This window comes from Streptomyces sp. NPDC048603 (assembly GCF_043199475.1).
GTDB lineage: Bacteria > Actinomycetota > Actinomycetes > Streptomycetales > Streptomycetaceae > Streptomyces.
This window is the reverse complement of sequence record NZ_JBICVY010000001.1, coordinates 282,887-305,684: the sequence shown is the minus strand read 5'-3', so window position 1 is coordinate 305,684 and position 22,798 is coordinate 282,887. Positions and strand designations below refer to the sequence as shown.

The window sequence follows — 22,798 nt, the reverse complement described above, 5'->3', positions numbered from 1 at the left end:
CGGCCCGCGTCGCCGCGGGTATCCGGGTGAGGACCCGGTCGGGGCGGGAAGCCGCACCGCGCGCGGAGCCGTCCGAGGCGCTCCCCGTACGCGTCGGCGTGCCGGGACAGCCAGGAGGTCAGCAGCCTTCGGCCCGCGCCCTCCCCGCCGCCGGCCGGGCCGGAAGGATCGGACAGGGTCGGCACAACCTCGACTCCTGCGAGGCGCCGCCAACCGGCAGACGTCCACTCAGCCGATGTAGCTGATCTGCAGCACGGTGATCGTCTTGAGGGTGTGTCCGATGAGCAGCACTGCGAAGGCGTGTGGTGTGACGGCCATGCGCATGACGTCGTTTTCTTCGCCGTATGGCGTGGTAGCGCCCAGGGGATCCCGGCAGGCCGCGTCGAGTGCGAGCGTGAGGGCTTCGCTGGGGCCGGGTGGCATGGAGTCGTGGACGGCCTCGGCGGAGGGGTCGTACTTCAGCCTGTGCGTCAACGGTCGTCTCCAGTTTTCGGGCACCGTGAGGGGTGCGACGAAACCACTGGACGGCGGGCAGTGATCCTTCAGGACGCAGCGTAGCGGGTGGGCGACTGTCGGAAGAACCGATCTCTGAATCAGGCTGCGTCGTGCGCGCGGATCCGGTCAGCCTCTGCGCGGATCTTGTCTGTGGCGTCGATCCATTCCCCGGGCAGTTCTTCGCGGCGGGCATCGTGGACGGCCAGGTCGCGCCCGCGCTCAACTGCGGCGACGGTGTCCTTGGCGATGCGTTCCCACTTCGCGAAGACGGTCAGCAGCTCGTGTGCCGGCGCCCGGTTGATTTCGCCGAGGAAGCGCTGGGCGAGAGCGGGGTGGCCGAGCGTGTTGCAGATCCGCTCGATGGTCCACGGGGTCTCGCTCACGACCGCCTCCACAGGGCATCCACGACTGGTGACATCACCGTAGCGCACGGGCCCTGAACGTTGGCCCGCTTACGTTCGGGTCACCGCGGTCCGCGCTCGGCTTGCCGTCGTGGTGGACGTCTTCGGGCGCGGCGAGCCGAAGACGGGGTGGCGGGCGCGATGTGTGGTCAGCGGCGTAAGGCCGTGAGCATGACGGCGGGCCGCCCGCTTGCGTGAAGCGCACGGCCCGTGCGGGCGGAACCGGCTAGTGGCCCATGCCGCCGTCCTCGCCGTCCTCGCCGTCAGAGATCGTCGGACCGTCGAGCGAGACGCTCTGGTCGATCCACTGGCCCCCGCCCAGTGGCCTGTCGTCGCCGTCATCGTTGCTGTGGCCGTCCTCTGAGAACCCCGGCAGGTCGAGGAGGCGGCCGTGTCCGCCCTCGCCGTCGCCCCAGCCCTCATGGTCCAAGGGCTCGGGTATGAGCTCAGGAGGGCCGAGTCCTCCGGTGGGGTCGCTCACGCTTTGGTCGATCCAGTCAAGGATGTCCTCCGGGTCGGTCTGCGGTGCCAGGGCGATGCCGTTCTGCGGAGCCGCCGGCACGGCCATCGCCGCTGCCGGAAGCGCCACGCCGCCACCGATCAGGGCCGCGGACGCGGCGGCCAGCACGACGCGACGGTTCCAGGAAATCTTGGTCATCGGAGTTCTCCGCACGGTATTGCTGGTGGGGACGCTTGGGCCGACGGGCCCACTCCCAATGAACCCCACCGCCGGGCTTCCGTCATGCCACCCGAATGCGTGGCTTGACGCCCCGCGCCGCCCTTGGTAAGCGGCGCGTCGGCGGCTTGCTTGACCCGACTCCCGCGCCCGAGGCCGGTCGGCCGCGTGGCCTGCTGTCCGCGGCCACGGTTGAGCCCGGCAAGGACACGTACCTCCTGGACTCGCTCCTCGTCGGCGGAGACACGCCCGCGCCTCGCCTCCCGCTGCCGGCGGAGGGCAAGGCGTGCGCCGATGCTGTTGCCCGGGGTGTTGTACGAGGACGGCCAGGCGGCGGAGGCGCGGGAGGCGGCCGGCGGGCTGCGGCTCCGGATCGGATCCCGGCTGCCGGGCCAGGTCCTGGTGGCGGCGTCGCCAGTGGGACCAATCGAGTCGGTGGGCCGTGCCGTGGACAGGCCGGCCTTCTCACCGGGCGGGGAGGGTCAGTCACTTCAGGTAGATCGTGAATGTCCTCGAGCCATTGACGATCGGCCCGACGTGGACCGAGCCACGAGCCCGGTCGAATTCCCCGGTGCCGCCGGTGATCGCGTTGTCGAACGAAGCGGGAGGGCCCGGGACGATGCCGAAGACCATCCCCTGCACGGAGAGCTGGCCGCCCGGGAGGACGTAGGTCACGAAGCACGCCTCCGCTCCGCCGTCGGCGACCCGGGTGGTGGTGCAGGTGCCGCCGGTTTCGCCGACCTGGTTGCCGGCCGCGTCGTGGAGGGTCGAGCGGAAGACGGTCCGATCACCCTGTGAGGGGCCGCTGGAGTCGACGGGGAAGCGCGTCTGCTGCGCGAGCCGGCCGGCGAGTGTGATGACCCGGTGCTTTTTGGGCTTGGCCTGGGCGGAATGGGAGTCCGTCGCGTCTGCGGCCGCGGCAGGGGCCCAGGAGAGAAGGGCAACCAGTGCAGTGGCCGTGCCGAGACAGGCTGCTCTGATGGGACGCATCGTGTGGCTCCTGAGGTTGATGCTTATGGAGGATCACATGACAAAACCGTCATGCGATGTCCTTCATAACCTCGGCTTTCCAGCCGTCCGGAACTCCCCGGCGCGACCCACCGACAGATCCGACCAGTCAGACCAACCCGGGACGAGAGACAGCCCGCCCGACAGCGCACCAGGGCCGCGCTGCCGGGTGCCGCGACTCAAAAACTGGGAGCTGTCCGGCGGATCATGCGCTGGCGGGCCGTGTTGCTGTACTCGGACGGTGCGGGCATCCGGAGTGCGGCGTAGATCACTCACGGTTTGTCTCCGTTCCACGCCATTCCCGCCCTGGCTCTGCTTGGCTGGTGGCTCTGACGATCACAGGAGGTCGATACGTATGGCGCTCACGCACTGGGGGTTCATCTACACGGCGGACGGCAGCGCGGCAGGCGGCGATGTCAGCGTCGTGGACACGGGTACGTGCCGCAGTGTGTTCGTCGGGGTGGAGAAGCCCGAGGAGGGCATCGAGGCCGCGCGCCGCCTGGTGGGCGAGGGCGTGCAGCTGATTGAACTGTGCGGGGGATTCGGGCCGGTATGGGCCGGGCGTGTGATCGAGGCGATCAACGGCGCAGTCCCCGTGGGCGCGGTTGGCTACGGACCCGAAGCGGTCGATCAGGTGCACGCGATCTTCTCGTGACGGGTGCCGGCTCCTTCACTCCGATAGGGACCGGAGCCAGAGCCGGCTGGTGCGCAGGCCATCATGAAGGCGACGCAGGAGCGTTGGGAGAGACTGCAGGACCGGCTTGCCGGAAGGCCTTCCCAGACCATCGCCCGGTTGCTTTCCAACGGGGTTTGCCCCGCAAGGGTTTTGGGCTGATGAGAGGGCCAGGCAGGACTGCTTCCTGCGAGATCTCCCGGATCAGCCAAGGGGGTGTCGGGCCGCTCCTCGACGGCTTCCCGAGCCGGAGGAGTTCGGGGTCCGCGGCGGCAGCGGCCTCCGCTTCGGCACCACCGCACACCCCGGCTCCGTTCCCTGAATGGAGAGCCTCAACCCGTCCACGGGCGCTGTCAGTGCCGCTTGCTACAAATTGCAGGCACATCGGACGCGACAGGCGAGGAACGGCGGAACCCATGAGCTACCCGGAGCACCTGACAGAGTCGTACGGTCTGCCCGTCTTCGACTTCCCCCAGCTGGGGGAAGAGGCCAGGACCCCGCTGCCCGAGCCGGACGCCGTCGCCTGGCGGATCTCGGCCGACACCCACCACCACCCGGAGTACTGGCCGCAGGCGTTCGCCCGTTTCACCGAAGCCGTCGACATCACCCGTGTCCGCTCCGTCATCGTCGGCGTCTGGCGTCAGACCTTCGAGTGCGGCCCCGAACACATCATCGCCACCCTGCTCGGCGCGCGCGACCGCCTGCCCGCCCTCCGCGCGCTGTTCCTCGGCGACATGGAGGCCCAGGAGTGCGAGATCTCGTCCATCTACCAGGACGACGTCGGCCCGCTGCTCGAAGGCTTCCCCGAACTGGAGGAGTTCGGTGTCCGTGGCGGTAGTGCCCTGGTCTTCCCCGAGATCGCCCACCAGAACCTGCGCTCCCTGGTCATCGAGACCGGCGGCATGCCCGCTGCGGCCGTCCGCGGCGTCGCCGGCAGCGATCTGCCGGCCCTGGAGCACCTCGACCTGTGGCTCGGCACGGATGAGTACGGCGGGGACGCGGTCATCGCCGACCTGGCACCGATCCTCGACGGTTCCCGTCTGCCGCGCCTGCGTCACCTGGGCCTGCGCAACAGTGACATCCAGGACGACATCGCCGTCGGCATCGCCTCGGCGCCCGTGGTCGCCCGGCTGGAGACCCTCGACCTGTCCCTCGGTGTTCTCACCGACGTGGGCGGGAACGCGTTGCTCACCGGCCAGCCGCTCACCCACCTCAAGAGGCTCGACATCCACCACAATCACCTCGGTGAGCCGCTGCGGGAGCGCCTCCGGGAGGTCCTGTCCGCCGCCGGAGCCGACCTCGACGCCGACCCGGACGGTGCCGGCGAGCACGTGTGGGGCGACGGTGAGATCTCGCGTTACGTCGCCGTCGGAGCGTAGGCGGGACGGCGGCGCCCTGCGCGACGGCGGCGCCGGGTTCGCCCCGGACGAGCTCGTACGGCTCGACTCACCTGGCGAGAACGCCGGGGTCGACCGTCCTGCGGGGCCTGGACGACCCGACCCGGGTGGAGGGCGGGGCCCGCTGCCACGCGAGGTTCACCGCCGCCGTCGGCACGCTCCGGGGCGGCATCCGCCTCGACGACCCCGACGGGCCGGCCGTCCTCTTCGGCACGTGCCACTGCCACCGCACCCTCGACCGGGCCGGGGTACCCGTGCCGCAGTCCCCTCCTTCCCCGTCGGCACCTCCTGCAGTCCCTTCTCTCGGCTGACTGCGGCCGGTCCGGCGTCTCACCGGGTGGGGTGGGTGCCGTCCGGTCGCAGAGCGGAACGGACGCCGGTGATGACCACGGCGATCAGACAGAGGGCGATGACGGTCTCGGCCCACAGGAAGGCGAACCAGTCCAGCACGCAGCCGATCGGGGGCGAACCGGGAGCGGTGTTGCGGAACGCCGAGAGGGCGAACAGGGTGGCGGCCATCCAGCCGAGGGCGGGCCAGACCAGGCCTTCGCGACGGCTCGTCAGGTACCAGGCACCGAGGAGCACCGCCGCCGCCAGCGCCCACATCAAGACCATCATGAAGACCGCGAAGACGAGCAGACTGCCCGAACGGGCCACCCACACGCCCACGGCCGCGCCCAGCCCGGCGGGCTCGGGTGTCGCGGAGACCGAGAAGAGCGTGTCGTTGTTGGCGAACAGCATGCGCACCGGCACCTCCTTGCCGTCCAGGAACGCCCAGAACCCGATCTCGGTCTCGAAGGTGTCGAACGGGTAGTCGCTGATCGATCCGCCCGTGATCGCGACCTTCACGTCCTTGATCGGGAGCCGCTCGTGCGCCTTGAACGCCAGGTCGCCGATGGTCGCCGCGGAGGTCTGGAGGGTGAGATCGGCCGCCGGAGCGGTGCCGCCCTCCTCGCCGTAGGCCCCGCGCGGGGTGACGCGGACCCGCAGGATCAGCTCTCTGGCCGCGGCGTCCACGCGTTGGACGGTGGCTGCCACGTCCACCCGGTCGGCCGCTCCCGATCCCACCGTGTGGACCGTGTCGATCGCCTGCCGCTCGCTGAACTGCAGCCACGACCCCACGGCGACCGCCACGAAGATGAGGACCGCGATCGGGAGCAGGACCGGCACGATCGACGTCCCGGAACGGCGTGGGCGAGGCGGGTGCGAAGGTGCGGCCATGCTGCCTCCGGCGAGGTGGGCAGGGCGACGGGCTCGTCCGGCGCGAAGCCGGAGCGGACCTCGCCCACGCGGCGCGGTCTCCCGGATACCCCGCCTCACGGCCGGGCCGGGGGAACATCGTCCTCGACCGGACCGATGAACCACCGCATCCCGGCGGGCGTGTCGACGCCGACCCGGCGGACCCGGCCGACCTAGACGGGCTCGGGCGGGTGGGCCCCGTGGGCCAGGGCGAACAGCGGAACGGTGGCCGCCTCGCCCCCGGCGAGCGCGGCGACCTGGTCCGTGACCATGTCGAGGATGGCCGCCGCGGCGGCCGGATCGTGGCCCAGCACCAGGAAGTTCAGGGTCAGGCCGTCCGTCACGGCGGCCAGGTAGCGGGCCAGCACGGGCGCCGGCACCCGCAGTTCGACCCCCACCGTCTCACCGAGCTGGTCGATCAGCTCCTCGTAGATCTCGGCGTACCGCTCGTACTGGCGGCGGGCCAGCGGCTCGAACCCGGGCGTGCGCAGGGCGTACTGGGTCAGCTCGTACGTCAGCATGTGCTCGCCGGGATGCGCGTACACGTGCTCCCAGTAGGCGCCGAAACCGGCCCGGACCGTCTCCCGGAACGTGCCGCGCGGCCGCAGCGCCTCCTTGACCCGCACCGTGTAGTGGTCGGTGATCGTCGTCATCACCGACTCGATCAGGGCCTGCTTGGAGTCGAAGCAGTAGTGGAAGACGCTGAGCGACACGCCCGCCTCTGCGGCGATCGACCTCGTCGTCGTCCTCGAGACGCCGTCCCGGGTCATGGCCCGGATCGCCGCCTCGGTGAGCTGGCGGCGCCGTTCGGCGAGCGGCTTGCGGGTGGACATCGCGTGGGTCGTTCCCTCCGTGCGCGGAAACACCGCGTCCGCCCCGGCGGTCCCACAGGACCGCCGGGGCGGACGCACGGCCGTGCGGTCAGGCGCTGTACACCCCGACCTCGTGCAGTGAGTAGCCCCACCCCGTGCCGCGGACCACGCCGTGGACGCGCACGTACCGCGCCGTGGTGCCGGGGAAGGTGACGGTGTCCAGGCCGCCGTCGCCCGTCGTGGTGGACCAGGCGGTCCGCCACGTGGAGCCGTCGTCGGACACCTCGATGCGGTACGCCCTGCCGTACGCCCGCTCCCAGTCCAGGGTGACCTTCCCGACCCGCTGCGCCGAGCCGAGGTCGATCCGGAGCCACTGGTCGTCGCTCCACTCGCTGGCCCACCGGGTGCTCCGGTCACCGTCGACCGACCGCCCGGAAGCGTACGAGGTGAACGGGTTCCACCACTGGGTGGTCGAGGCCGACGCGGGCCTGCCCGAGGCCAGGTTCACCCCGGCCCGGTGCGCCTCGGAGCGGCCCCAGGTCTTCAGATAGGACTCGGCGCCGCGGAACATGTCGTCCACCACGCCCTGGCCGCCGACGATCCGGATGTCCTCGATCCAGTCCGGGACCATTCCGTTGTGCGCGGCGCCGTCGGTGTTGAGGTCCCAGGTCCGCTGGCCGGTGGTCTGCCGGTCGATGACCGAACCGCCGTCGGTGCTGGTGAACGGGTAGCGGACCGGATTGGGGGTGTCCGCCCCGCGCGGGCCGGGCCAGCCGCCCACGCCGTTCATGTCGGTGCCGTAGCCGTAGCCCACGTCGTACTTCTCACGCAGCGCGTCGGTGCGCTTGGCCTCCGCGCTGTACCCCTCCGCGCCGTTCATGTACTGGGCGATGAACCCGCCGAGCTTGTAGACCCGCTCGGACCAGGCCAGGTCCATCCAGCTGTGCGAGGAGAGCACACCCGGGTAGTCCTGCGACTCCAGGATGTCCAGCGAGCGGCCCGCGGCCTTCACGCTCATGTGGTCGATCTCCAGCATCATCTTGCGCTGCATCATCCCGCGTACGGCGTACTCCCCGAGTTCGGTCAGTCCCCGGCTGTTGCACCGTGCTCCGGAGTTGTACGACGGGACGGCCACGCCGGCCGGGAGCTCCTTCACCGCGTTCGGCGCGGCGGCGAGACCGATCGGGTTGTCCTGCTGCGGGCCGGCGCACTGCTCGGTCTTCCAGAAGGTGCCGGTCGACAGGAACTGCCCCACGTTGATCGCGGTGCCGAGGGCGCCCGAGTCGAACCGGACCCCGCACAGGGCGTTGTCGAACTTGTGGCAGAGGAACATGCTGCGCACGCCCAGCCGGTGGAGTTCGTCCAGGCCCCGGTCGATGTCGGCCCGGCTGCACTGCGCCACGTCGAGGATCATCTTGCAGCCGAAGGGCTCGGAGGTCTCCACGCCGAGGACGACGGCCAGTTTGCCCTGCTCGACCACCTCCCGGGCCTGCGCGCTGTCGGTGACGATCCGGAACCAGCCCTTGCCCGGGCCCCCGTACATCTTGTCGATGTAGTCCTGCATCTCGTAGGTCTTCTGGGCCTGCAGGCGGATCGAGGTCATCTCGTCACAGCCGCGGTCCTTGAAGAAGTACACCGAGCAGATCACGCCGTTGGTGACCAGGTCGTTGACCAGGACGCGCTGGCCGCCGCGCCAGGCCCGCTCCACCCAGGCGTAGTAGTTCTGCTGGTGGGTCAGCGAGTCGTGGGCGGGCCAGTCCTTGAAGGTGGGCCAGCCGTTCGGGTCGTGCTTGCCGTCGCCGCCCTTGGTGATGAAGTCGAAGACGGCGAGCGTGCCGTCGGGGTAGTGCTCGGGGCAGTCCTTGAGCGCGTCGGCGACACCCAGCTCGGAGAACGGCTTGCCGCAGATGAGCCGGCCGCCGAAGGCCTCGTTGGACATCAGGTGGTTGTGCGCGTCGACGAAGCCGCGTACCTCGCCCTTGGCGTCGGTGCCCTTGAACGGCTCGCCCGCGACGTTGACCCCGGAGTCGGGGGAGGGCCTGTTGACGGGGTTCCACCAGTCCTGATCGGCGACCGAGCCGGGGGCCGGCCCGAGCAGCGCGATCAGCGCGGCGAGGAACAGGGCGAGCAGGGCCAAGGGCCTGCGCCGCCGGTGGTGCCTGGATCGGCTCATGGACATCACCCACGTCTTCGGTCTGCGAACGGCGGCGCGCAGCGCATTTTTGTCATGCTCGGCGCAAAAGTTGTGTCGAGAATCCGGCCTTCCGCCGACGGAGTCAAGAGTCCGGGACAACTGACCTGATGACCCGTCGGATTCCTGATGGGTGGGGTGGGTGGGGTGGGTGGGGTTCGCGGGGTCGGGTCGCGGGGCGCGGCGCGTCAGCGCGCGAGTGCGAGGACGAGCAGCGCCGCGGCCGCAGCGAGCCCCATCGATGCCGCGCCGATCCAGGCGAAACGATTCATCTGCCGAGGGGACGGGACGCGGACCACCTCCACTCCGGCCCGGCCGGGGAACGCGTAGTAGTGCCGGTGCGGTTCGTCCGCCACCACGACCCTGGCCAGGGGCAGATGACGCACCGTCACCCGGCGGGCGATCTCCGTCTCCCGGCGGTCCAGGTGCGGGGTGATCGCCTGGGCGTGCTCGGGTTGCAGCCCGGCGGGCAGTGGCCCGTACCCGTCCACCACCGCCGACCACCACAGGCCCGCCCCCCGCGCCCTGCGGCGTACGAGGTAGGGCGGCGGGGGGTCGGGCAGCCGGACCGCGGCCTTGGCCGGCTTCCGCTTGACCACCGCCTCCTTCCAGCTGCTGAACCGGCCGGTCCCGGCGCAGGCGGAGTGCGCCACGGTGCCCCCGCCACCGCAGCTCCGGCAGCGTGTCGAGCCCGTGCCCCCGCAGGAGTCGCACCGCACCGTGCCGCGGCCCTTGCACCGCCCGCACGCCGTGCCGGACCGGCCGCACCGGGGGCAGCCCGGCGTACGCGGCCGCAGGTGCGGCGGCCGCTCCGGATACGCCTCGGCGTGACAGGTCCCCGCGCAGCTCGGGCAGCTCGCGCTGGTGGGGCAGGAGAGCTGTCCGCCGCCCCCGCAGGACTCACAGGTCCACCGGCCGTTCCCGCACGCGCAGGCCCGCTCGCGCAGCGAACCGCGGCGGACGAGCTCGAACCGCTCCCGCTGTCCCGGATCGGCGGGCGGCGGCAGCCGGTGCCGGCCCAGGTGCCCGTAGACCTCCCGGCCCCCGAGGTCCACCGGGCCGGCCTGTTCGCGTTCGCGTTCGGTGCGCGTCTCCAGGCACCGGACGATCTCGCACTCCAGCAGCGACTGCCACAGCAGGGGGCCGGCCGCGCGAGCCGCGACGCCCGCGCCGTCCGCCGCACTCCCGCTTCCGGCCGCGCCCGTACTTCCGGCCGTGCCCCGGCGTCGTCCGTTCCCGTACGCCTCCACGGCACGCAGGAACTCGCCCTCGAACGCCGTCGCGTCCGTACTCGCCTCACTCACGCCACACCCCGTCCCCGGCCCGGCAATCCGCCGTCTCCCGAGGCTAGGAGACGGGCTGACGGTCTATCAAACGCATTGCGGCCGGGCCCCCACCCGGCGGCCGAACGGGGTGCGAGACCCCGCGGACCCCACGCGGGACGTGCGGAACCGGCCAATCGATTGTCCTGCACCTGACAATTCACGCGGGCTGTGCGACCCTCCCTCTCGTCCGGATCCCCATGCCGGCCGCTCCGTCAGGCGGCGGCGGTCGAAGGCCCGGGCACGCACGCTCTCTCCCCCCGGCCGGCGCGGCGCGAACCCGTCGCGGTGCGGGCCGGGCGCACTCCCGCGGAGCCCGCAGGAGCTCCGCGTCACCCCACAAGGACGTGGCAAGGAGGAGCACCATGAACCGCATCTCCCGGATGTCCGGAGTCACCGCGCTGGTGGCCGTGCTGTTCGCCGGCGGGACCGCCACCGCGGCGCACGCCGGGCCGGCCGCCGAGCAGCGGCTCGACGGCAGCATCGTGGTCGCGGGCCAGACCTGTACCTGGACCAACGCCCGCACCAGCGCCAACCCGCCCGCCGCGCTGACCGTCGACCGCACCAGCATCAACGCGCCCGGCGGCAACCTGGCCTGTACCGGCGGCATCACCGCCTCCCTCAACAACGACCCGGCTTTCACCTTCGACGACGCGGCGGGCACGGCCCGTACGGACGCCATCGACATCACCGGCCGGCAGAGCTTCATCTCCTGCCGCTACAAGGCCGTGAACATCACCTGGAACCGTGAGGGAACCACCCGCAAGTACGTCAACCAGGCCTTCACCGCGGCCAAGACCTCGGGCAGCTTCCTCTGCCCGGGCTCGGTCACCACTCCCGCGGGCGGCGCGAGCATGCTCTTCCGCTGACCCGGCCGTACGGCCGGTCCGCGGGCACCCCCCACCCGCGGGCCGGCTCAGCCGGCCGCCCCGGCTGCCTCCCCGGTCTCCGCTGCCTCCGCAGTCCTGCCGGCCCCGGTGGTCTCCGCGGCCAGGTCGATGTGGAAGGCGACCCGGTCGAGACCCGGCCCGTCGTAGTCGGGCAGGGGCTCCGAGGCCGTGAACCCGAGCCGGGTGTGGAAGGCGCGGGACCCGGCGTTGCCGGGGCTGGTGATGCAGCCGGCGCGCCGCACGCCGAGCGTGCGCACGTGCGAGAAGAACCCCTGGTACAGCAGCCGCCCCACCCCCTGCCCCTGCAGGGCGGGATCCACCCCGACGAAATGGACGTACGCCGTCCGGGGGTCGGTCTGGGAGACGAAACCGATCAGGAAGGCGGCGAGCCGGCCGTCGCCGTACTCCGCCAGGGTGCTGGTGGAGGTGAAGTGCTGGAAGTACAGCCGGGGCAGCAGCAGGGCCCGCTCCCGCGCCCCCTCCGCGCCCTTGAACCCGCCCCACCAGCTGTCCAGTACGGCCAGGACCCGGGCGTGGTCGGCCTCGGCGGGTCGGCGGAACGTCAGATCGGCACGGGTGGCGTGGCCGGTATGGGTGGCATCAGTGGCAGGGGTGGTCATTCGACCATTCTTGCGCTCTTGCGCCACGCCTGCCGAGCCGTTTTGGTGATCACGTCACCTCAGGGGCGAACGGGAAGGCGGCCACCGATGGCGGACAGCACCCAGACCGGAACCGCGGGGAGCGGACAGGACACCCCCGCACCCCGCAGGGCGAGTTGGCGGTCCATCGGCCCGGGGATCGTCGTCGCGGCGACCGGCGTCGGCGCCGGTGACCTGGTCGCCACCCTGATCGCGGGCAGCAAGTTCGGTTACACCCTGCTCTGGGCCGCCGTGCTCGGCTGCCTGGTGAAGATCTCGCTCGCCGAGGCCGCCGGCCGCTGGCACCTCGCCACCGGCCGCACCCTCTTCGACGGCTGGCGCAGCCTCGGATCCTGGACCAGCGCCTACTTCGCCGGGTACGTCGTCGTCTGGGGCTTCGTGTACGGCGCCGCCGCGATGTCCTCCAGCGCGCTGCCGCTCGCCGCGCTCTTCCCGGACACGCTGGACCTGAAGGTGTGGGCCGTGCTGTGCGGCCTCGTCGGCCTGGTCTTCGTCTGGTTCAACCAGTACGCCGTCTTCGAGAAGGTCATGACCGTACTGGTCGGCGTGATGTTCGTGGTCACCGTCTACCTCGCGGTCCGGGTCACGCCCAACCTCGGCTCCGCCCTCGCCGGGCTGGCGCCCGTCCTGCCGGACGGCTCGCTCCTCTACACCCTCGGCCTGATCGGCGGCGTGGGCGGCACGATCACCCTCGCCGCCTACGGCTACTGGGTCAACGCCAAGGGGTGGACGGACACCGGCTGGATGAAGGTGATGCGGCTCGACAACCGCGTCGCCTACATCACCACCGGCATCTTCGTGGTGGCCATGCTCGCCGTCGGGGCCGAACTGCTGCACTCCTCCGGGGTGGCACTGACGAAGGGCGACAAGGGGCTGCTCGACCTGAGCACCGTCCTGGAGGAACGCTACGGAGCGGCGACGGCCAAGCTCTTCCTGATCGGCTTCTTCGCCACCTCGTACACCTCGCTGATCGGGGTCTGGCACGGGGTGAGCCTGATGTTCGCCGACTTCGTGGGCAAGTTCCGGCCGTCCCTCACCGCCGGGGCGCCCCGCCCCGAGCGGTCCCGGCCCTTCCGGGCCTACCTGCTCTGGCTCACCTTCCCGCCGATGAGTCTGCTCTTCCTGGACCAGCCCTTCGGGCTCGTGGTCGGGTACGGGGTGATCGGCGCGCTCTTCATGCCGTTCCTGGCCCTCACCCTGCTGTGGCTGCTCAACTCGGCGCGCACACCGGCCGAGTGGCGCAACGGGCTGCTCAGCAACGTGATGCTCGGCGCCGCGGGCCTGCTGTTCGTGGTGCTCTGCGTCCAGCAGCTGCGGGAGCTGCCCTGGTGACCACCTTCCGGCCGCTCTTCGACCACCCTTCGGCCGCCCGGACGGAAGGGACCCGAGGCCGCCCGGGCCGGGGCCGCCGTCACCCCGGTGAGGCCGTCCGGGGCCGCAGCATGCCGCGCAGGGAGCGCGGGCGGCGGGTACGGGCGTGCCGGTCGAGTTCCTCCATGAGTCGCTCGGTCCGCTTGTCCACGCTCAGTTCGTCCAGTACCCGGTCGATCTCCGCCAGCAGGGCGCCGTAGAGCTGCCACTGGGCCGGGGTCCGGCGGATCCGGGCGAGCAGCAGGTCGGCGAACCGGTCGCGGCTGCTCCCCGCGACGGCCAGTTCGCCGGCCAGCCGGGCCTCGGCCTCCTCGGCGTTGGCGCTCACCTGCGCCGTGATCAGCTGGGCGAAGCTCTCGACCGCCAGTGCCGTGTGGTCCAGTACCTGCCGGAGGGCCGCCGTGATGCCGGGGTCCGGGGCGGCTGGCTCCGGGCCGTCGGCCCACGCCTTGGCCAGGTCGGTGGTGGTCCGGCAGGCGACCCGGAGCACCACGGCGCAGATCTCGAGGGTGTCCAGACCGGTGCGCAGCACCAGGCGGAACAGCACCGCTTCCTTGACCCGCGGATTGAGCCGGAGGCTGTCCTCGGCCTGCCGGAGCGCCGCGTCGACGTGCGCGATGTCGTTGTCGAGGCGGCGAGCCTCGTGCAGGCGCTCCGCGGCCCGGGCCACGTCGGTGTGCCCCAGGGGAGCCTCGCCGAGGTGGGTCAGCAGCCGGCTCATCCGGTCGGCGAGACCGGTGATGGCGGCACCCGCCGGACCGACCCACACCGGGGGAGCGACGACCAGGTTGACGAGCAGACCCACGGCGGCGCCGATGAGGGTCTCCAGGATCCGGTCCCAGGCGGTGTCGGCGACCTGTGTGACGCCGAGGACCAGCATGGCGCTGATGGCCACCTCGGGCACGAACTCGTCGACCCGGACCAGGTGCCCCACCACGAGCGAGGCCAGGATCAGCAAGCCCAGGCTCCACCAGCTCAGCCCGACGAGCGCGCTGAAGCCGATGGCGATCAGCACCCCCGCGACCACCGAGTTCATCCTCCGGATGCCGGTGGTCAGCGTCGAGTAGAGGGTGACCTGGACGACGAGCAGCGCCGTCAGCGGGGCGGTGAGCGGCACCGGCTCGCTGCTGAGGCGGAGCGCGACGACGTAGGAGAGGACCGCCGCGGTAGTGGAGCGGAGGGCCTGGACGACCGCGGGCTCGCGCCGGCGGCGGCCCCATCGGACGAGGATGTCGATCACTCTTGCCATGAGTGATCGTCTGCCCGCGGTGGCGCAGGTGACACCACCGCGCGGAGTTCACTCCTCCGGATGCCGGTACGCCCGCAGTGAGGGGTACGGCCTCACTCGAAGTTGTCCCGGGCCAGCTGCAGCGCCAGGTCCTGCAGGATCGACTCGACCGGCGGTTCGGCGCCGCCGTCGTCGTGCGCGTCCGCGACGGCCTGGAAGGCGAGGATGAATCCGTCGACCAGCGCGCTCAGCGGGTCCGACAACTGGTCCAGCACTGCCAGACCGGCCTGCTCGGGGCCGGCGTTGACGGGCACCGTGAACTCGGTGGGGATCACCTCGCCCAGCAGGTCCGAGACGAGTCGCTCGTCGACTCCGGCGCGCAGGGCGGTCAGCGCTGCGATGGCCTTGAGCTTGATCTCGTTCTCGGTCATGTGCCGAGGCTAGAGCCATTTGCTCCGGATCGGGCCCGTTCCACGCTCCCCGGCTGGTGTCACCACCAGTAGACGGGGTACCGGGGGGCCGTACGGCGTGCCCGCGAGGCGGCCCAGCCGGCCAGCACCAGCAGCACGGTCGAGCCGCCCAGCAGCGGGAGGAACCGGGCGGGGTCGGGGGACTGCAGGACGACGACCACGGTGGTGGCGGCGGCCGGGGAGTGCGGGGTGCGGGCCAGGGCCATGACGGCCAGCGACACGCCGGCGGCGAGGGCGGCCGTCCACGGGGAGCTCCCCAGCAGGTGCAGGGCCGCGTACCCGAGGCCCGCGCACAGCAGGTGTCCGGCGACGAGGCTGCGGGGCTGGGCGAGCGGCAGGCCGGGGACGCTGTGCACGAGCGCGGCGCTGGCGGCGAGCGGGGGTATCAGCACGGGCTCGTGGATCAGCGTGCCGATGCCGACGAGGGTCAGGAGGACGGCCGTGGCGGCACTCACGTTGTGCAGGGCGGCGGCCGGCGTCGGGGGAGCGGGCGCCCGCCCGGCGAGCGGACGCAGCAGCCGGGCGGCCCGCCCCGGGCGGAGACGGACGCGGCGGCCATCGCCGGCCGCGGTCGCGGTCGCTGTCGCAGCCTGGGGCGCCGTCGCCGTCGCGGTCGCCGTCGCCGTCGCCGTCGCCGTTGGGACGGCGGAACGGGCGGCGGAGGATTCGGTCAGGGTGTCTTCGGAGGGCACGGGGCGTCGTTCTGTTCGGGCGGGGCCGGCCGGTGGGCGGCGTACGCGGGCGGGAGCGTCGGGGGCCGGCGACGCAGGCCGACGCGGGTGGTCGGCGGGGACGCCGGTATCGCCCTCCGGACCCGGTCGGGGCGGACAGAGCGTTCCACCGATGATATGGAATGACCCGATTCGCCCCGCACCCGGGTCGCCCTCGTCGGCCCGAGCGGACACGCAGGAGCGGACGGGGCGGAGCGGAGAGGCCCGAGAGGACAGGGCGGAGCGCGCATGGGCGGGCCGGGACGGGCCAGGCCGCAGGACGTACTGCATCGCTCCCGGCCACAGCCGTACCGTACGGTCACCCCCCGGCCCGCCCGGGGAAGGCCGCCTCACGGCAGACCGGCAACGGCGGGCAGCGCCCGGCCGGCCTCCGCCCGAATACGGACGCGGCCGCCCGCCGTGGTCCGCGTGGGCGGTGACGCGGGATCCCCGCCCTGCCGTGGTTCCTGCCCCTGCCCCTCCTGCCGTGGTTCCTGCCCCGGGCGGTTTGGCGGCTCGACATGGATCAACGGGACCGGCTGCGGCCGTCTGCCGTGGTCCGGGTGGGCGGTGACGCGGGGGTGCTGCGGGATCCCCGCGCCTGCCGCGTTTCCTGCCGTGGTTCCTGCCCCGGGGCGGTTTGGCGGCGCTCGCCGTGGATCAGCGGGGCCGGTCGCGGCCGTCCTGGCCGCCGAGCGCGGCGAGCAGCCAGACGTGCGCGGCGCCGAGCGTGGGCCCCGGGAGCCGGTCGGGGACCGGTCCGGGAGCGGGCCCGGATGCGAGGCCGGGACCGGATGCGAGGCCGGGACCGGACCCGAGGTCGGGACCGGGTGCGGTTCCGTGCGCAGGCGTCGCGGCAGCGGCCAGCTCCGCCACCCAGGTCCAGTAGTCACCCATTCGGGGGTCGCTCGCCGTGGCCAGCCGGCGCAGCAGTGCGCCGCGGAAGGCGGGGGAGTCGTCCGTCCGGTGGGAACGGGCGTAGGCGGTCACGAACGCGTCCAGCGCGGCGCCGGCCCCGGGCTGCCGGCCGAGGGAGATCTCCTGGGCGGCCAGCCCGTACGCCTCGCCCAGCAGCTCGTACAGGGCCGAGGGGTCCGGGCAGTCCGCGTCGAGGCCGGCCGCCCGCGCCGCCTCGCGCTCGCGGCGGCGGACCCCGGCCGCGAAGGCCCGGTCGTCGACCAGCGCGTGCAGCCGGGCGTAGAGCAGCACCTGCCGGGGCGTCGGATCGGCGGGGGCCACGGGTGTCGCGGCCCGTGCGACGGCCTCCGCCACCGGGGCGGGCAGCCGGGCCGGCAGCACCCGCCGCCAGAACCGCTCGATCGCCTCCGCCTGCCGGGGCGGCTCCGGCACCGCCGCCACCAGCCGCACCGCGATCTCGTCCGGCCCGCTCTCCCGCACGGCCAGCAGTGCGGCCCGCCGCCACCGCATCCTCAGCAGATCGGACTCCAGCGCCGCGAGCCGCCCGTGGACCGCGTCCGCCAGCGGCAGCGTCCCCGCGGCGGCCTCGCCCGCCACGGGCAGCGACAGGCCCAGTGCGCGCAGCGCCCGAAGGGTCCGCAGCCGCTCCAGGGCCGCCTCGCCGTAGCGCCGGTGGCCGCCGCTGCTCCGGGTGACCCCGGGGAGCAGCCCCCGCTCGGTGTAGTAGCGCACGGTGCGCACCGTGACCCCGGCCCGCGCGGCCGTCTCGCCGATGCTCCAGGGGCCGCCGCCCGCGTGTCCGTCCATGCCCGGCCCCCGCCGCCGTTGAATCTGCCCCTGCGTCAGTTTCTACGGTACGTCCGTGGCCGCACGGATCAGGGCGGCCGGGACCGGCGGAAGGAAGGTCAGATGGCGGAGTTCGTACTGGTGGCGGGCGGCTGGCTGGGCGGCTGGGCCTGGCGTGACGTCGTACGGGAGCTCGGCGCGAGGGGACACCGGGCCGTACCGGTCACCCTCACCGGTCTCGGGGACCGGCGCCACCTCGCCACACCGGCGACCGGCCTGTCGACCCATGTGGACGACCTGGTGCAGGTCCTGGACCACGAGGAGCTCGCCGGGGCCGTCCTCGTCGGCCACAGCTACGGGATCTTCCCGGTCGTGGGAGCGGCGGACCGGCGGCCCGGTGCCGTCGGCCGGGTCGTCTACCTGGACACGGGCGTACCGCGGGACGGGGACACGGTCGCCGGGACCTTCATGGACGAGGCCCGACGGGAGGCTGTCCGCGAGCTGGTCGCCGGGGCGGGGGAGGGGTGGTGCTTCCCGCTGCCCCCGGCCGCACGGCTGGCGGAATGGGGGAGCCTGTCCGGCCTGGACGAGCGGGCGCTGGCCAGGATGCGCAGGCTGGCGGCGCCGCATCCGTACGGATGTTTCACCGAGCCGGTCCGACTGACCGGCGCGGGCCGGCCGGTGCCGAGCAGCGGGATCTTCTGCACGGACAACGGGGTGGACCTCGCGATGATCGAGGCGCTCCACGCCTCCGGCGACCCCCGGCTCGCCGACCTCGCCGGCCGCGCCGACGCGCCGGTCACCCTCTTCGAGCTGGCCACCGGCCACTACCCGATGCTCTCGACGCCGGCGGAGCTGGCCGGGATCCTCGCGGACGCGGCCGAGGGCCGTGGCCGCCGCCTCGGCGGCACCTGACACCCGGCACGGGCCCGCGCCGGAGCGGCCGCCGCCGGTCAGCCCCGCTGCGGAACGTACGCCGCGTCAGTACCGCACCGCCCGCTCCGTCTCCGCGACCACCGTGCCCGGCAGGCGGTGCGTGCTGCGCGCGGTCCCGCGCCCGGTCGCGTTGCCCGGCACGTCCGTGACGGTCACGACCACCGTGTCCACCCGGTTGCCGCCCTCGTCCTTGAAGTCCACCTGGACGGCGAAGGACTTCTTCGCGGCGTCGGTGTTCTTCACCGTCACCGGGACCTTCAGGTACCCCTCGCTGTCGGCCGACGGCTCGCCGAGCGCCACCTCGTCCTTCGCGTCCACCCCGTTCTTGATCTCGTCCAGCTTGTTGCCGGCCACCGCTGCCGCCGACGATGCGGCGCCCGCGGCCTTGGACGCCGCGGCCGAGACCTCCCCGCCCGCGGACTCCGCCGCCGAAGCCGCCTTTGACGCGGCGTCGGACGCCTTGTCCTGCACATCGGAACAGCCCGCCGCGCCCAGCGCCGCCATCGCCACCAGCACCGCACCGGCCAGTCCGCGCCTCACCATGTCCACGCCCACCGTGCCTCGCCTCTCGGATCCCGGATCCGGTTCCCGGATCCGCCTCTCGGATCCGCAACCCGGACACCCGCCCATGCCATATCAACCAAAAGCAGACATAACCCCGAATCCTGAAATAACACCTTTCTCGTCCTGACGTGTGAACGCCCGAGGGTCCCGGGGCACTGAGGGGTCCCGCGCGTCACGATGAGTCCGGCGGCGTCCGGTGGTCGTACCGCCGTGCCCGTCACCGAGGAGGAGCCCCGATGCGCAGCGTGACCTATTCGATGAACGTCTCGCTCGACGGCTACATCGCCGGGCCGGACGGCGGTTTCAACTGGACGGAGCCCGACGAGGACGTCTTCCGTTCCTGGATCGACGAGATCCGGCACGTCGGCGTCCACCTGCTGGGGCGACGGCTGTACGAGACGATGCTGTACTGGGAGACCGCCGACCAGGATCCATCGCTCGACGACTCGAGGCTCGAATGGGCCGGAATCTGGAATTCGCTCCCCAAGGTGGTGTTCTCCACCACGCTGTCGGCGGTGCAGGGCAATGCCCGCCTGGCCTCCGGTGGCCTGGCGGAGGAGATCGAGCGGTTGCGAGCCGAGCCGGGAACGGGCGACATCGCGATCGGCGGCGCGACCCTCGCCGCCGCGGCGGCCGCGTCGGGTCTGATCGACGAGTACCGGACCAGGCTCTACCCGGTGCTGGTCGGCGGTGGCACTCCGTTCTTTCCCCGGCATGAGCACCGGGTGGACCTCGACCTCGTCGAGACCCGCACCTTCAGCTCAAAGGTCGTCTACCTCCGCTACCGCGTGGCGCGCTAGGCGTATCGACCCACAGGGCGGCGGCGGCATCTTCGACCGCACGCGTCCGGCGGCGTTCGGGGCTCCGCAGCCGGCCCCGCCCGTCATCGCCCCAGCCCCCGCAACGAGCGGTACAAGAGGCCACTTGGGCAGGGAAAACGCAACTTCGACAGGGGTCGCAGAGGCAGCTACCTTCACCTGGTCTTCGGCGATTGCCCACGGCCGCACAGGAGTTCCTTCTGGCTGAGCCACCCGTGGGTCCGCACCAGGCACCCCCGACCACGGAGAGACACATGCCCCGTCTTGCGCTGTACACGTTCGGCGTCCTGAAGTTACCTCTCGTCGATCCCGCACCTCTCACGAGCGAGTTCTACGACATGGGTGAGGCCGTCTACCGGAAGATCAGCCGGCATCCCGGATACCTCGCGCGTGCTGAAGTGGCGGGCGGTGACCGGGGCATGCTCTTCGACGCGGACTGGGGCGCATGGGGAGAGTTCGCCGTACCGACCTGGTACGGCAAGGGCCGTACGGTGGAAACCACCGCCCTGGCCACGACCCTCTCGCTCTGGACCGACCTGCGTCCCGCCTTCGACGCCGTCTACACCGGTCTGCACCGTGAGGCGCTGAACAGGCGTTACGACTGGTTCGAGCGGACAGGACACCCGAACCACGTGTTCTGGTGGGTCGCCGACGGCGTGATACCCACCTGGCAGGACGGGGTCTCCAGGCTGGAACACCTCCACGACCACGGCTCCGCGCCGCACGCCTTCACCTTCCGCCACTCGTTCGCCCAGGACGGAACTCCGGCCAGGATCAGCGGCATCGGGCCGAAGAGCGACCAGGTCCGCTGACAAGGAAGCCGCGCCGAGGAGAACAAAATGCGTCGACAGCCCCTTCGGCACCCGGCAAAGTGGCCGTCCGTGACGAGCAGTGAGCTGTGGACCCGTGCGACCGCCGACCGTTACGACGCCGAGGAGGCCGAAGCGTCCTCGGCTGCCGTTCTCGGACCGGCTCTCGCCTTCCTCGCCGAGCTCGCCGGAGACGGCCGGGCCTTGGAGTTCGCCATCGGTACCGGACGAGTGGGTGTCCCGCTCCGGGAACGCGGCGTGCAGGTGGTGGGCATCGAACTGTCCGAGCACATGGCAGCGGTGCTGCGGCGCAAGGTCGACGAGAGCACTCTCCCGGTGGTCATCGGGGACATGGCCGCCACCGTCGTCCCCGGAGAGTTCACCCTGGTCTACCTCGTCTACAACACCATCACGAACCTGCTCACGCAGGACGAGCAGGTCGAGTGCTTCCGCAACGCCGCACGTCATCTGGGGCCCGGCGGCCGATTCGTCATCGAGCTGGGCGTGCCACCGCTGCGGTTCCTGCCGCCCGGCCAGGTCGCCGTGCCGTTCGACGTCTCCGAGCAGCATCTCGGCTTCGACACCTTCGACCTGGTCGAGCAGATTCTCGTCTCGCACCACTTCACCCGCGACGGTGACGACGGCCGCTACCGCCGCGACAACTCCCGGCACCGGTACGCCTGGCCGGCAGAGCTCGACCTGATGGCACGGATCGCCGGGCTCGAGCTGGAACGTCGCGTCGCGGACTGGGACGGGGCTCCGTTCGCCCAGGACTCCACGAAGCACATTTCCGTGTGGCGCAAGCCGACCTGAGCCGTGCTCGGTGCCCCGACGGGCGATCGGCGACTTCCCGCACCTTCGGCCGAGCCGTCCACCCCCCCCGGATCGTCAGTCCCGGAGCGATCCAACCACCTTGACGCGCCCATTCCCGTCGGAAGTTCTCAGCCTTTCTGCAGGGTGCGGGTGACGCCCGCGACGACGGCAGTCGTCAGCACCCAGCCGAAGGCGACCAGTAGGTAGGCCAGTCGCTGGGGGAGCGCCCCACTGCCCTCCCTCGGTGACCCGGTCATCCTCGGGCACGCCGGTGCGCAGGTCCGCGCGACCTCCCTGGTGGCGTGAGCCGGGACGCAGTGGTGACGTAGGAAGAGCAATGCCGTGGAACCCGGGTCAGTGGAACCAGACGACAAGTCGCACGTGGTCGGCTCCGTGGAGTTCGCCGAGTATCCGCATCACGCTCCAGACCGGTCCCCAGTTGGTTTCGTCTCCAGCGACCGACGCCCGGCTCCGCGAGCCCGAGCTGTCGGTTTCCTTCCAGTCGGCGGCGGCCACTTCGGCCCACGTGATCCATGTCGTGCCGTGGACGTCAGGAGGTCCGCCGTACGAGGCGTATTCGGTCCGCAGATCCTCGGAGGCGTCGCCCGGAAGGCCGCGGCCCTCGGCCAACGGACGGAAGCCGAAGTAGTTGCGGATGCCGAAGAGGCATGCCAACCCGGCGTAGGCATTGCCGTTGTTGAGCAGGAAGAGGTCGATGGCGGAGTGCCACACGGAGTCCTCATCGTCGGGGCCCCAGAGGCGGGCACCTGGTCGGCATTCGATCAACCCGCTGACTTCGGTCGACATACGGGCATCCTGCCTACACGGGCAGTGGACCGGAAACGAGTTTCTTTATTCACCGCCGTGTGGGCCGTGTGGGCCGTGGGCGGGCGGCGGGCCAGGAAGACTAGTTGCAGGCCCGGGCGGTCGGGGGCGCCGCGCACCTCCTCCAGCACGAATCCGCAGGCCGTCAGATCGGCCTCCACCTCCTCCCGTTCGCGGAACCGGAGCGTCGACTCCGAGGTCAGCACCCGCCCCTCGGCGGCGAACACCCGCGTCTCGCGGAACGTCACCAGCGGTCCGTCCACCTCCGTCACCTCCGCCCAGCTCTCCACCGAGCCGACACCCGGGACCGCCGTCACCCGGTACGTGGCCCCGCGGTGCCACCGTTCCCAGGCGCGGGCGGCCGGATCCCGGGTCTCGAACACCAGCAGGCCGCCCGGCCGCAGTGCCCCGTACGCACCCCGCAGCGTCCCGAGCCACGCCTGCGGCCCGGTGATGGCCTGGGCGACGTTCGCGGTCATCGTCACCAGGTCGACGTGCATCGGCGGCAGGGCCGTGGCGTCAGCGCAGATCCACCGCACCCGCTCGCCGCCCGGTTTGGCCCGGGCCACGTCCACGGACGCCCGCGCCGGATCGACCCCGGTGACCTCGATGCCCCGCTCGGCGAGCAGGAGCGCGAACACCCCCGTCCCGCATCCGATGTCCAGCACCCGGCGCGCCCCGGTCTCCGCCGCCAGCCCGGCGTAGACGTCGAGGTCACCGCGGTCCGGGTCCAGGGCGTCGTGGATCGCGGCGAGCCGTGGATCCCGGAAGCTTTCGTCGGCCATGC

General features: G+C 72.0%; 25 protein-coding genes and 1 pseudogene. 9 read left to right on the top strand and 17 right to left on the bottom strand.

Annotated elements, in window-relative coordinates; genetic code table 11:
- Positions 1–228: 228 nt before the first annotated feature.
- The 4 genes from ACGFQ9_RS01400 to ACGFQ9_RS01385 form a co-directional block, all read right to left on the bottom strand.
- A complete protein-coding gene (locus tag ACGFQ9_RS01400; protein WP_393569971.1) occupies positions 229–474 on the bottom strand; it encodes a hypothetical protein in 246 nt (81 codons plus the stop codon).
- Between the two features lie 119 nt (positions 475–593).
- Positions 594–878 (bottom strand): hypothetical protein, encoded by a 285-nt coding sequence (locus ACGFQ9_RS01395; RefSeq protein ID WP_393569969.1) that lies wholly within the window; start codon positions 876–878, stop codon positions 594–596.
- Between the two features lie 244 nt (positions 879–1,122).
- Complete coding sequence (locus ACGFQ9_RS01390; RefSeq protein ID WP_393569967.1) at positions 1,123–1,554, bottom strand: hypothetical protein; 432 nt, start codon at positions 1,552–1,554, stop codon at positions 1,123–1,125.
- A 504-nt stretch (positions 1,555–2,058) separates the two neighbouring features.
- Positions 2,059–2,562: a hypothetical protein gene (locus ACGFQ9_RS01385; RefSeq protein ID WP_393569965.1), complete on the bottom strand. Its 504-nt coding sequence runs from the start codon at positions 2,560–2,562 to the stop codon at positions 2,059–2,061.
- 373 nt (positions 2,563–2,935) lie between these two features.
- On the opposite strand from ACGFQ9_RS01385, the gene ACGFQ9_RS01380 reads away from it, so the two are divergent.
- The 3 genes and pseudogenes from ACGFQ9_RS01380 to ACGFQ9_RS01370 all read left to right on the top strand — a co-directional run.
- Positions 2,936–3,235 (top strand): DUF6506 family protein, encoded by a 300-nt coding sequence (locus tag ACGFQ9_RS01380; RefSeq protein ID WP_033220913.1) that lies wholly within the window; start codon positions 2,936–2,938, stop codon positions 3,233–3,235.
- Positions 3,236–3,669: 434 nt separating this feature from the next.
- Positions 3,670–4,632 (top strand): STM4015 family protein, encoded by a 963-nt coding sequence (locus tag ACGFQ9_RS01375; RefSeq protein WP_393569964.1) that lies wholly within the window; start codon positions 3,670–3,672, stop codon positions 4,630–4,632.
- Between the two features lie 16 nt (positions 4,633–4,648).
- Positions 4,649–4,940: pseudogene (locus ACGFQ9_RS01370) on the top strand (hypothetical protein); the annotation flags it as partial.
- A 40-nt stretch (positions 4,941–4,980) separates the two neighbouring features.
- Here ACGFQ9_RS01370 and ACGFQ9_RS01365 read toward each other — a convergent pair.
- The 4 genes from ACGFQ9_RS01365 to ACGFQ9_RS01350 form a co-directional block, all read right to left on the bottom strand.
- Positions 4,981–5,820 (bottom strand): DUF4436 family protein, encoded by an 840-nt coding sequence (locus ACGFQ9_RS01365; RefSeq protein WP_393569963.1) that lies wholly within the window; start codon positions 5,818–5,820, stop codon positions 4,981–4,983.
- A gap of 242 nt (positions 5,821–6,062) precedes the next feature.
- Positions 6,063–6,722 carry a TetR/AcrR family transcriptional regulator gene (locus tag ACGFQ9_RS01360; protein ID WP_393569961.1) on the bottom strand — a complete coding sequence of 220 codons (660 nt, stop codon included), beginning with the start codon at positions 6,720–6,722 and terminating at the stop codon, positions 6,063–6,065.
- A gap of 88 nt (positions 6,723–6,810) precedes the next feature.
- Entirely contained in the window at positions 6,811–8,874 is a 2,064-nt protein-coding gene (locus tag ACGFQ9_RS01355; protein WP_393569959.1) for a discoidin domain-containing protein, read from the bottom strand.
- Positions 8,875–9,080: 206 nt separating this feature from the next.
- Positions 9,081–9,947 carry a hypothetical protein gene (locus tag ACGFQ9_RS01350; protein ID WP_393569957.1) on the bottom strand — a complete coding sequence of 289 codons (867 nt, stop codon included), beginning with the start codon at positions 9,945–9,947 and terminating at the stop codon, positions 9,081–9,083.
- Between the two features lie 632 nt (positions 9,948–10,579).
- On the opposite strand from ACGFQ9_RS01350, the gene ACGFQ9_RS01345 reads away from it, so the two are divergent.
- On the top strand, positions 10,580–11,083 hold the full coding sequence (locus ACGFQ9_RS01345; protein WP_393569955.1) for a hypothetical protein: 504 nt from the start codon (positions 10,580–10,582) through the stop codon (positions 11,081–11,083).
- 47 nt (positions 11,084–11,130) lie between these two features.
- Here the strand turns inward: ACGFQ9_RS01345 and ACGFQ9_RS01340 are convergent, their stop codons facing one another.
- On the bottom strand, positions 11,131–11,724 hold the full coding sequence (locus ACGFQ9_RS01340; RefSeq protein WP_393569953.1) for a GNAT family N-acetyltransferase: 594 nt from the start codon (positions 11,722–11,724) through the stop codon (positions 11,131–11,133).
- Positions 11,725–11,811: 87 nt separating this feature from the next.
- Here ACGFQ9_RS01340 and ACGFQ9_RS01335 point away from each other — a divergent pair, with 87 nt between their 5' ends.
- Complete coding sequence (locus ACGFQ9_RS01335; protein WP_393569952.1) at positions 11,812–13,095, top strand: Nramp family divalent metal transporter; 1,284 nt, start codon at positions 11,812–11,814, stop codon at positions 13,093–13,095.
- A gap of 79 nt (positions 13,096–13,174) precedes the next feature.
- Here ACGFQ9_RS01335 and ACGFQ9_RS01330 read toward each other — a convergent pair whose 3' ends face one another.
- The 4 genes from ACGFQ9_RS01330 to ACGFQ9_RS01315 form a co-directional block, all read right to left on the bottom strand.
- Entirely contained in the window at positions 13,175–14,383 is a 1,209-nt protein-coding gene (locus tag ACGFQ9_RS01330) for an aromatic acid exporter family protein (RefSeq protein WP_393569950.1), read from the bottom strand.
- A gap of 92 nt (positions 14,384–14,475) precedes the next feature.
- On the bottom strand, positions 14,476–14,793 hold the full coding sequence (locus tag ACGFQ9_RS01325) for a hypothetical protein (RefSeq protein ID WP_393569948.1): 318 nt from the start codon (positions 14,791–14,793) through the stop codon (positions 14,476–14,478).
- A 59-nt stretch (positions 14,794–14,852) separates the two neighbouring features.
- The gene (locus ACGFQ9_RS01320; RefSeq protein ID WP_393569946.1) at positions 14,853–15,524 is read right to left on the bottom strand and encodes an HPP family protein; all 672 of its coding nucleotides are present in this window, start codon (positions 15,522–15,524) and stop codon (positions 14,853–14,855) included.
- 678 nt (positions 15,525–16,202) lie between these two features.
- The gene (locus ACGFQ9_RS01315) at positions 16,203–17,267 is read right to left on the bottom strand and encodes a MerR family transcriptional regulator (RefSeq protein WP_393569944.1); all 1,065 of its coding nucleotides are present in this window, start codon (positions 17,265–17,267) and stop codon (positions 16,203–16,205) included.
- 102 nt (positions 17,268–17,369) lie between these two features.
- On the opposite strand from ACGFQ9_RS01315, the gene ACGFQ9_RS01310 reads away from it, so the two are divergent.
- Positions 17,370–18,161: an alpha/beta fold hydrolase gene (locus tag ACGFQ9_RS01310; protein WP_393569942.1), complete on the top strand. Its 792-nt coding sequence runs from the start codon at positions 17,370–17,372 to the stop codon at positions 18,159–18,161.
- Between the two features lie 66 nt (positions 18,162–18,227).
- Here ACGFQ9_RS01310 and ACGFQ9_RS01305 read toward each other — a convergent pair whose 3' ends face one another.
- Positions 18,228–18,725 (bottom strand): hypothetical protein, encoded by a 498-nt coding sequence (locus tag ACGFQ9_RS01305; protein WP_393570778.1) that lies wholly within the window; start codon positions 18,723–18,725, stop codon positions 18,228–18,230.
- A 257-nt stretch (positions 18,726–18,982) separates the two neighbouring features.
- Between ACGFQ9_RS01305 and ACGFQ9_RS01300 the strand changes: the two genes are divergently transcribed.
- The 3 genes from ACGFQ9_RS01300 (at position 18,983) to ACGFQ9_RS01290 (ending at position 21,186) form a co-directional block, all read left to right on the top strand.
- Complete coding sequence (locus ACGFQ9_RS01300; RefSeq protein ID WP_393569940.1) at positions 18,983–19,546, top strand: dihydrofolate reductase family protein; 564 nt, start codon at positions 18,983–18,985, stop codon at positions 19,544–19,546.
- A gap of 272 nt (positions 19,547–19,818) precedes the next feature.
- On the top strand, positions 19,819–20,376 hold the full coding sequence (locus tag ACGFQ9_RS01295; protein ID WP_393569938.1) for a DUF3291 domain-containing protein: 558 nt from the start codon (positions 19,819–19,821) through the stop codon (positions 20,374–20,376).
- Positions 20,377–20,445: 69 nt separating this feature from the next.
- Complete coding sequence (locus tag ACGFQ9_RS01290; RefSeq protein ID WP_393569936.1) at positions 20,446–21,186, top strand: class I SAM-dependent DNA methyltransferase; 741 nt, start codon at positions 20,446–20,448, stop codon at positions 21,184–21,186.
- Positions 21,187–21,314: 128 nt separating this feature from the next.
- Here ACGFQ9_RS01290 and ACGFQ9_RS01285 read toward each other — a convergent pair whose 3' ends face one another.
- From ACGFQ9_RS01285 to ACGFQ9_RS01275, 3 genes are all read right to left on the bottom strand, one after another.
- Entirely contained in the window at positions 21,315–21,443 is a 129-nt protein-coding gene (locus ACGFQ9_RS01285) for a hypothetical protein (RefSeq protein ID WP_393570832.1), read from the bottom strand.
- A 97-nt stretch (positions 21,444–21,540) separates the two neighbouring features.
- Complete coding sequence (locus ACGFQ9_RS01280) at positions 21,541–21,993, bottom strand: hypothetical protein (RefSeq protein ID WP_393569934.1); 453 nt, start codon at positions 21,991–21,993, stop codon at positions 21,541–21,543.
- On the bottom strand, positions 21,969–22,796 hold the full coding sequence (locus ACGFQ9_RS01275; protein WP_393569932.1) for a class I SAM-dependent methyltransferase: 828 nt from the start codon (positions 22,794–22,796) through the stop codon (positions 21,969–21,971). Before ACGFQ9_RS01275 ends, ACGFQ9_RS01280 begins: the two co-directional genes overlap by 25 nt.
- Between the last annotated feature and the right edge of the window lie 2 nt (positions 22,797–22,798).

Excerpts from the sequence above, each read along its gene's own strand:
- ACGFQ9_RS01390 (WP_393569967.1), bottom strand. The coding sequence starts at position 1,554 with ATGACCAAGATTTCCTGGAACCGTCGCGTCGTGCTGGCCGCCGCGTCC.
- ACGFQ9_RS01385 (WP_393569965.1), bottom strand. The coding sequence starts at position 2,562 with ATGCGTCCCATCAGAGCAGCCTGTCTCGGCACGGCCACTGCACTGGTT.
- ACGFQ9_RS01380 (WP_033220913.1), top strand. The coding sequence starts at position 2,936 with ATGGCGCTCACGCACTGGGGGTTCATCTACACGGCGGACGGCAGCGCG.
- ACGFQ9_RS01375 (WP_393569964.1), top strand. The coding sequence starts at position 3,670 with ATGAGCTACCCGGAGCACCTGACAGAGTCGTACGGTCTGCCCGTCTTC.
- ACGFQ9_RS01360 (WP_393569961.1), bottom strand. The coding sequence starts at position 6,722 with ATGTCCACCCGCAAGCCGCTCGCCGAACGGCGCCGCCAGCTCACCGAG.
- ACGFQ9_RS01355 (WP_393569959.1), bottom strand. The coding sequence starts at position 8,874 with ATGAGCCGATCCAGGCACCACCGGCGGCGCAGGCCCTTGGCCCTGCTC.
- ACGFQ9_RS01345 (WP_393569955.1), top strand. The coding sequence starts at position 10,580 with ATGAACCGCATCTCCCGGATGTCCGGAGTCACCGCGCTGGTGGCCGTG.
- ACGFQ9_RS01340 (WP_393569953.1), bottom strand. The coding sequence starts at position 11,724 with ATGACCACCCCTGCCACTGATGCCACCCATACCGGCCACGCCACCCGT.
- ACGFQ9_RS01335 (WP_393569952.1), top strand. The coding sequence starts at position 11,812 with ATGGCGGACAGCACCCAGACCGGAACCGCGGGGAGCGGACAGGACACC.
- ACGFQ9_RS01330 (WP_393569950.1), bottom strand. The coding sequence starts at position 14,383 with ATGGCAAGAGTGATCGACATCCTCGTCCGATGGGGCCGCCGCCGGCGC.
- ACGFQ9_RS01325 (WP_393569948.1), bottom strand. The coding sequence starts at position 14,793 with ATGACCGAGAACGAGATCAAGCTCAAGGCCATCGCAGCGCTGACCGCC.
- ACGFQ9_RS01315 (WP_393569944.1), bottom strand. The coding sequence starts at position 17,267 with ATGGACGGACACGCGGGCGGCGGCCCCTGGAGCATCGGCGAGACGGCC.
- ACGFQ9_RS01310 (WP_393569942.1), top strand. The coding sequence starts at position 17,370 with ATGGCGGAGTTCGTACTGGTGGCGGGCGGCTGGCTGGGCGGCTGGGCC.
- ACGFQ9_RS01305 (WP_393570778.1), bottom strand. The coding sequence starts at position 18,725 with ATGGTGAGGCGCGGACTGGCCGGTGCGGTGCTGGTGGCGATGGCGGCG.
- ACGFQ9_RS01300 (WP_393569940.1), top strand. The coding sequence starts at position 18,983 with ATGCGCAGCGTGACCTATTCGATGAACGTCTCGCTCGACGGCTACATC.
- ACGFQ9_RS01295 (WP_393569938.1), top strand. The coding sequence starts at position 19,819 with ATGCCCCGTCTTGCGCTGTACACGTTCGGCGTCCTGAAGTTACCTCTC.
- ACGFQ9_RS01285 (WP_393570832.1), bottom strand. The coding sequence starts at position 21,443 with ATGACCGGGTCACCGAGGGAGGGCAGTGGGGCGCTCCCCCAGCGACTG.
- ACGFQ9_RS01280 (WP_393569934.1), bottom strand. The coding sequence starts at position 21,993 with ATGTCGACCGAAGTCAGCGGGTTGATCGAATGCCGACCAGGTGCCCGC.
- ACGFQ9_RS01275 (WP_393569932.1), bottom strand. The coding sequence starts at position 22,796 with ATGGCCGACGAAAGCTTCCGGGATCCACGGCTCGCCGCGATCCACGAC.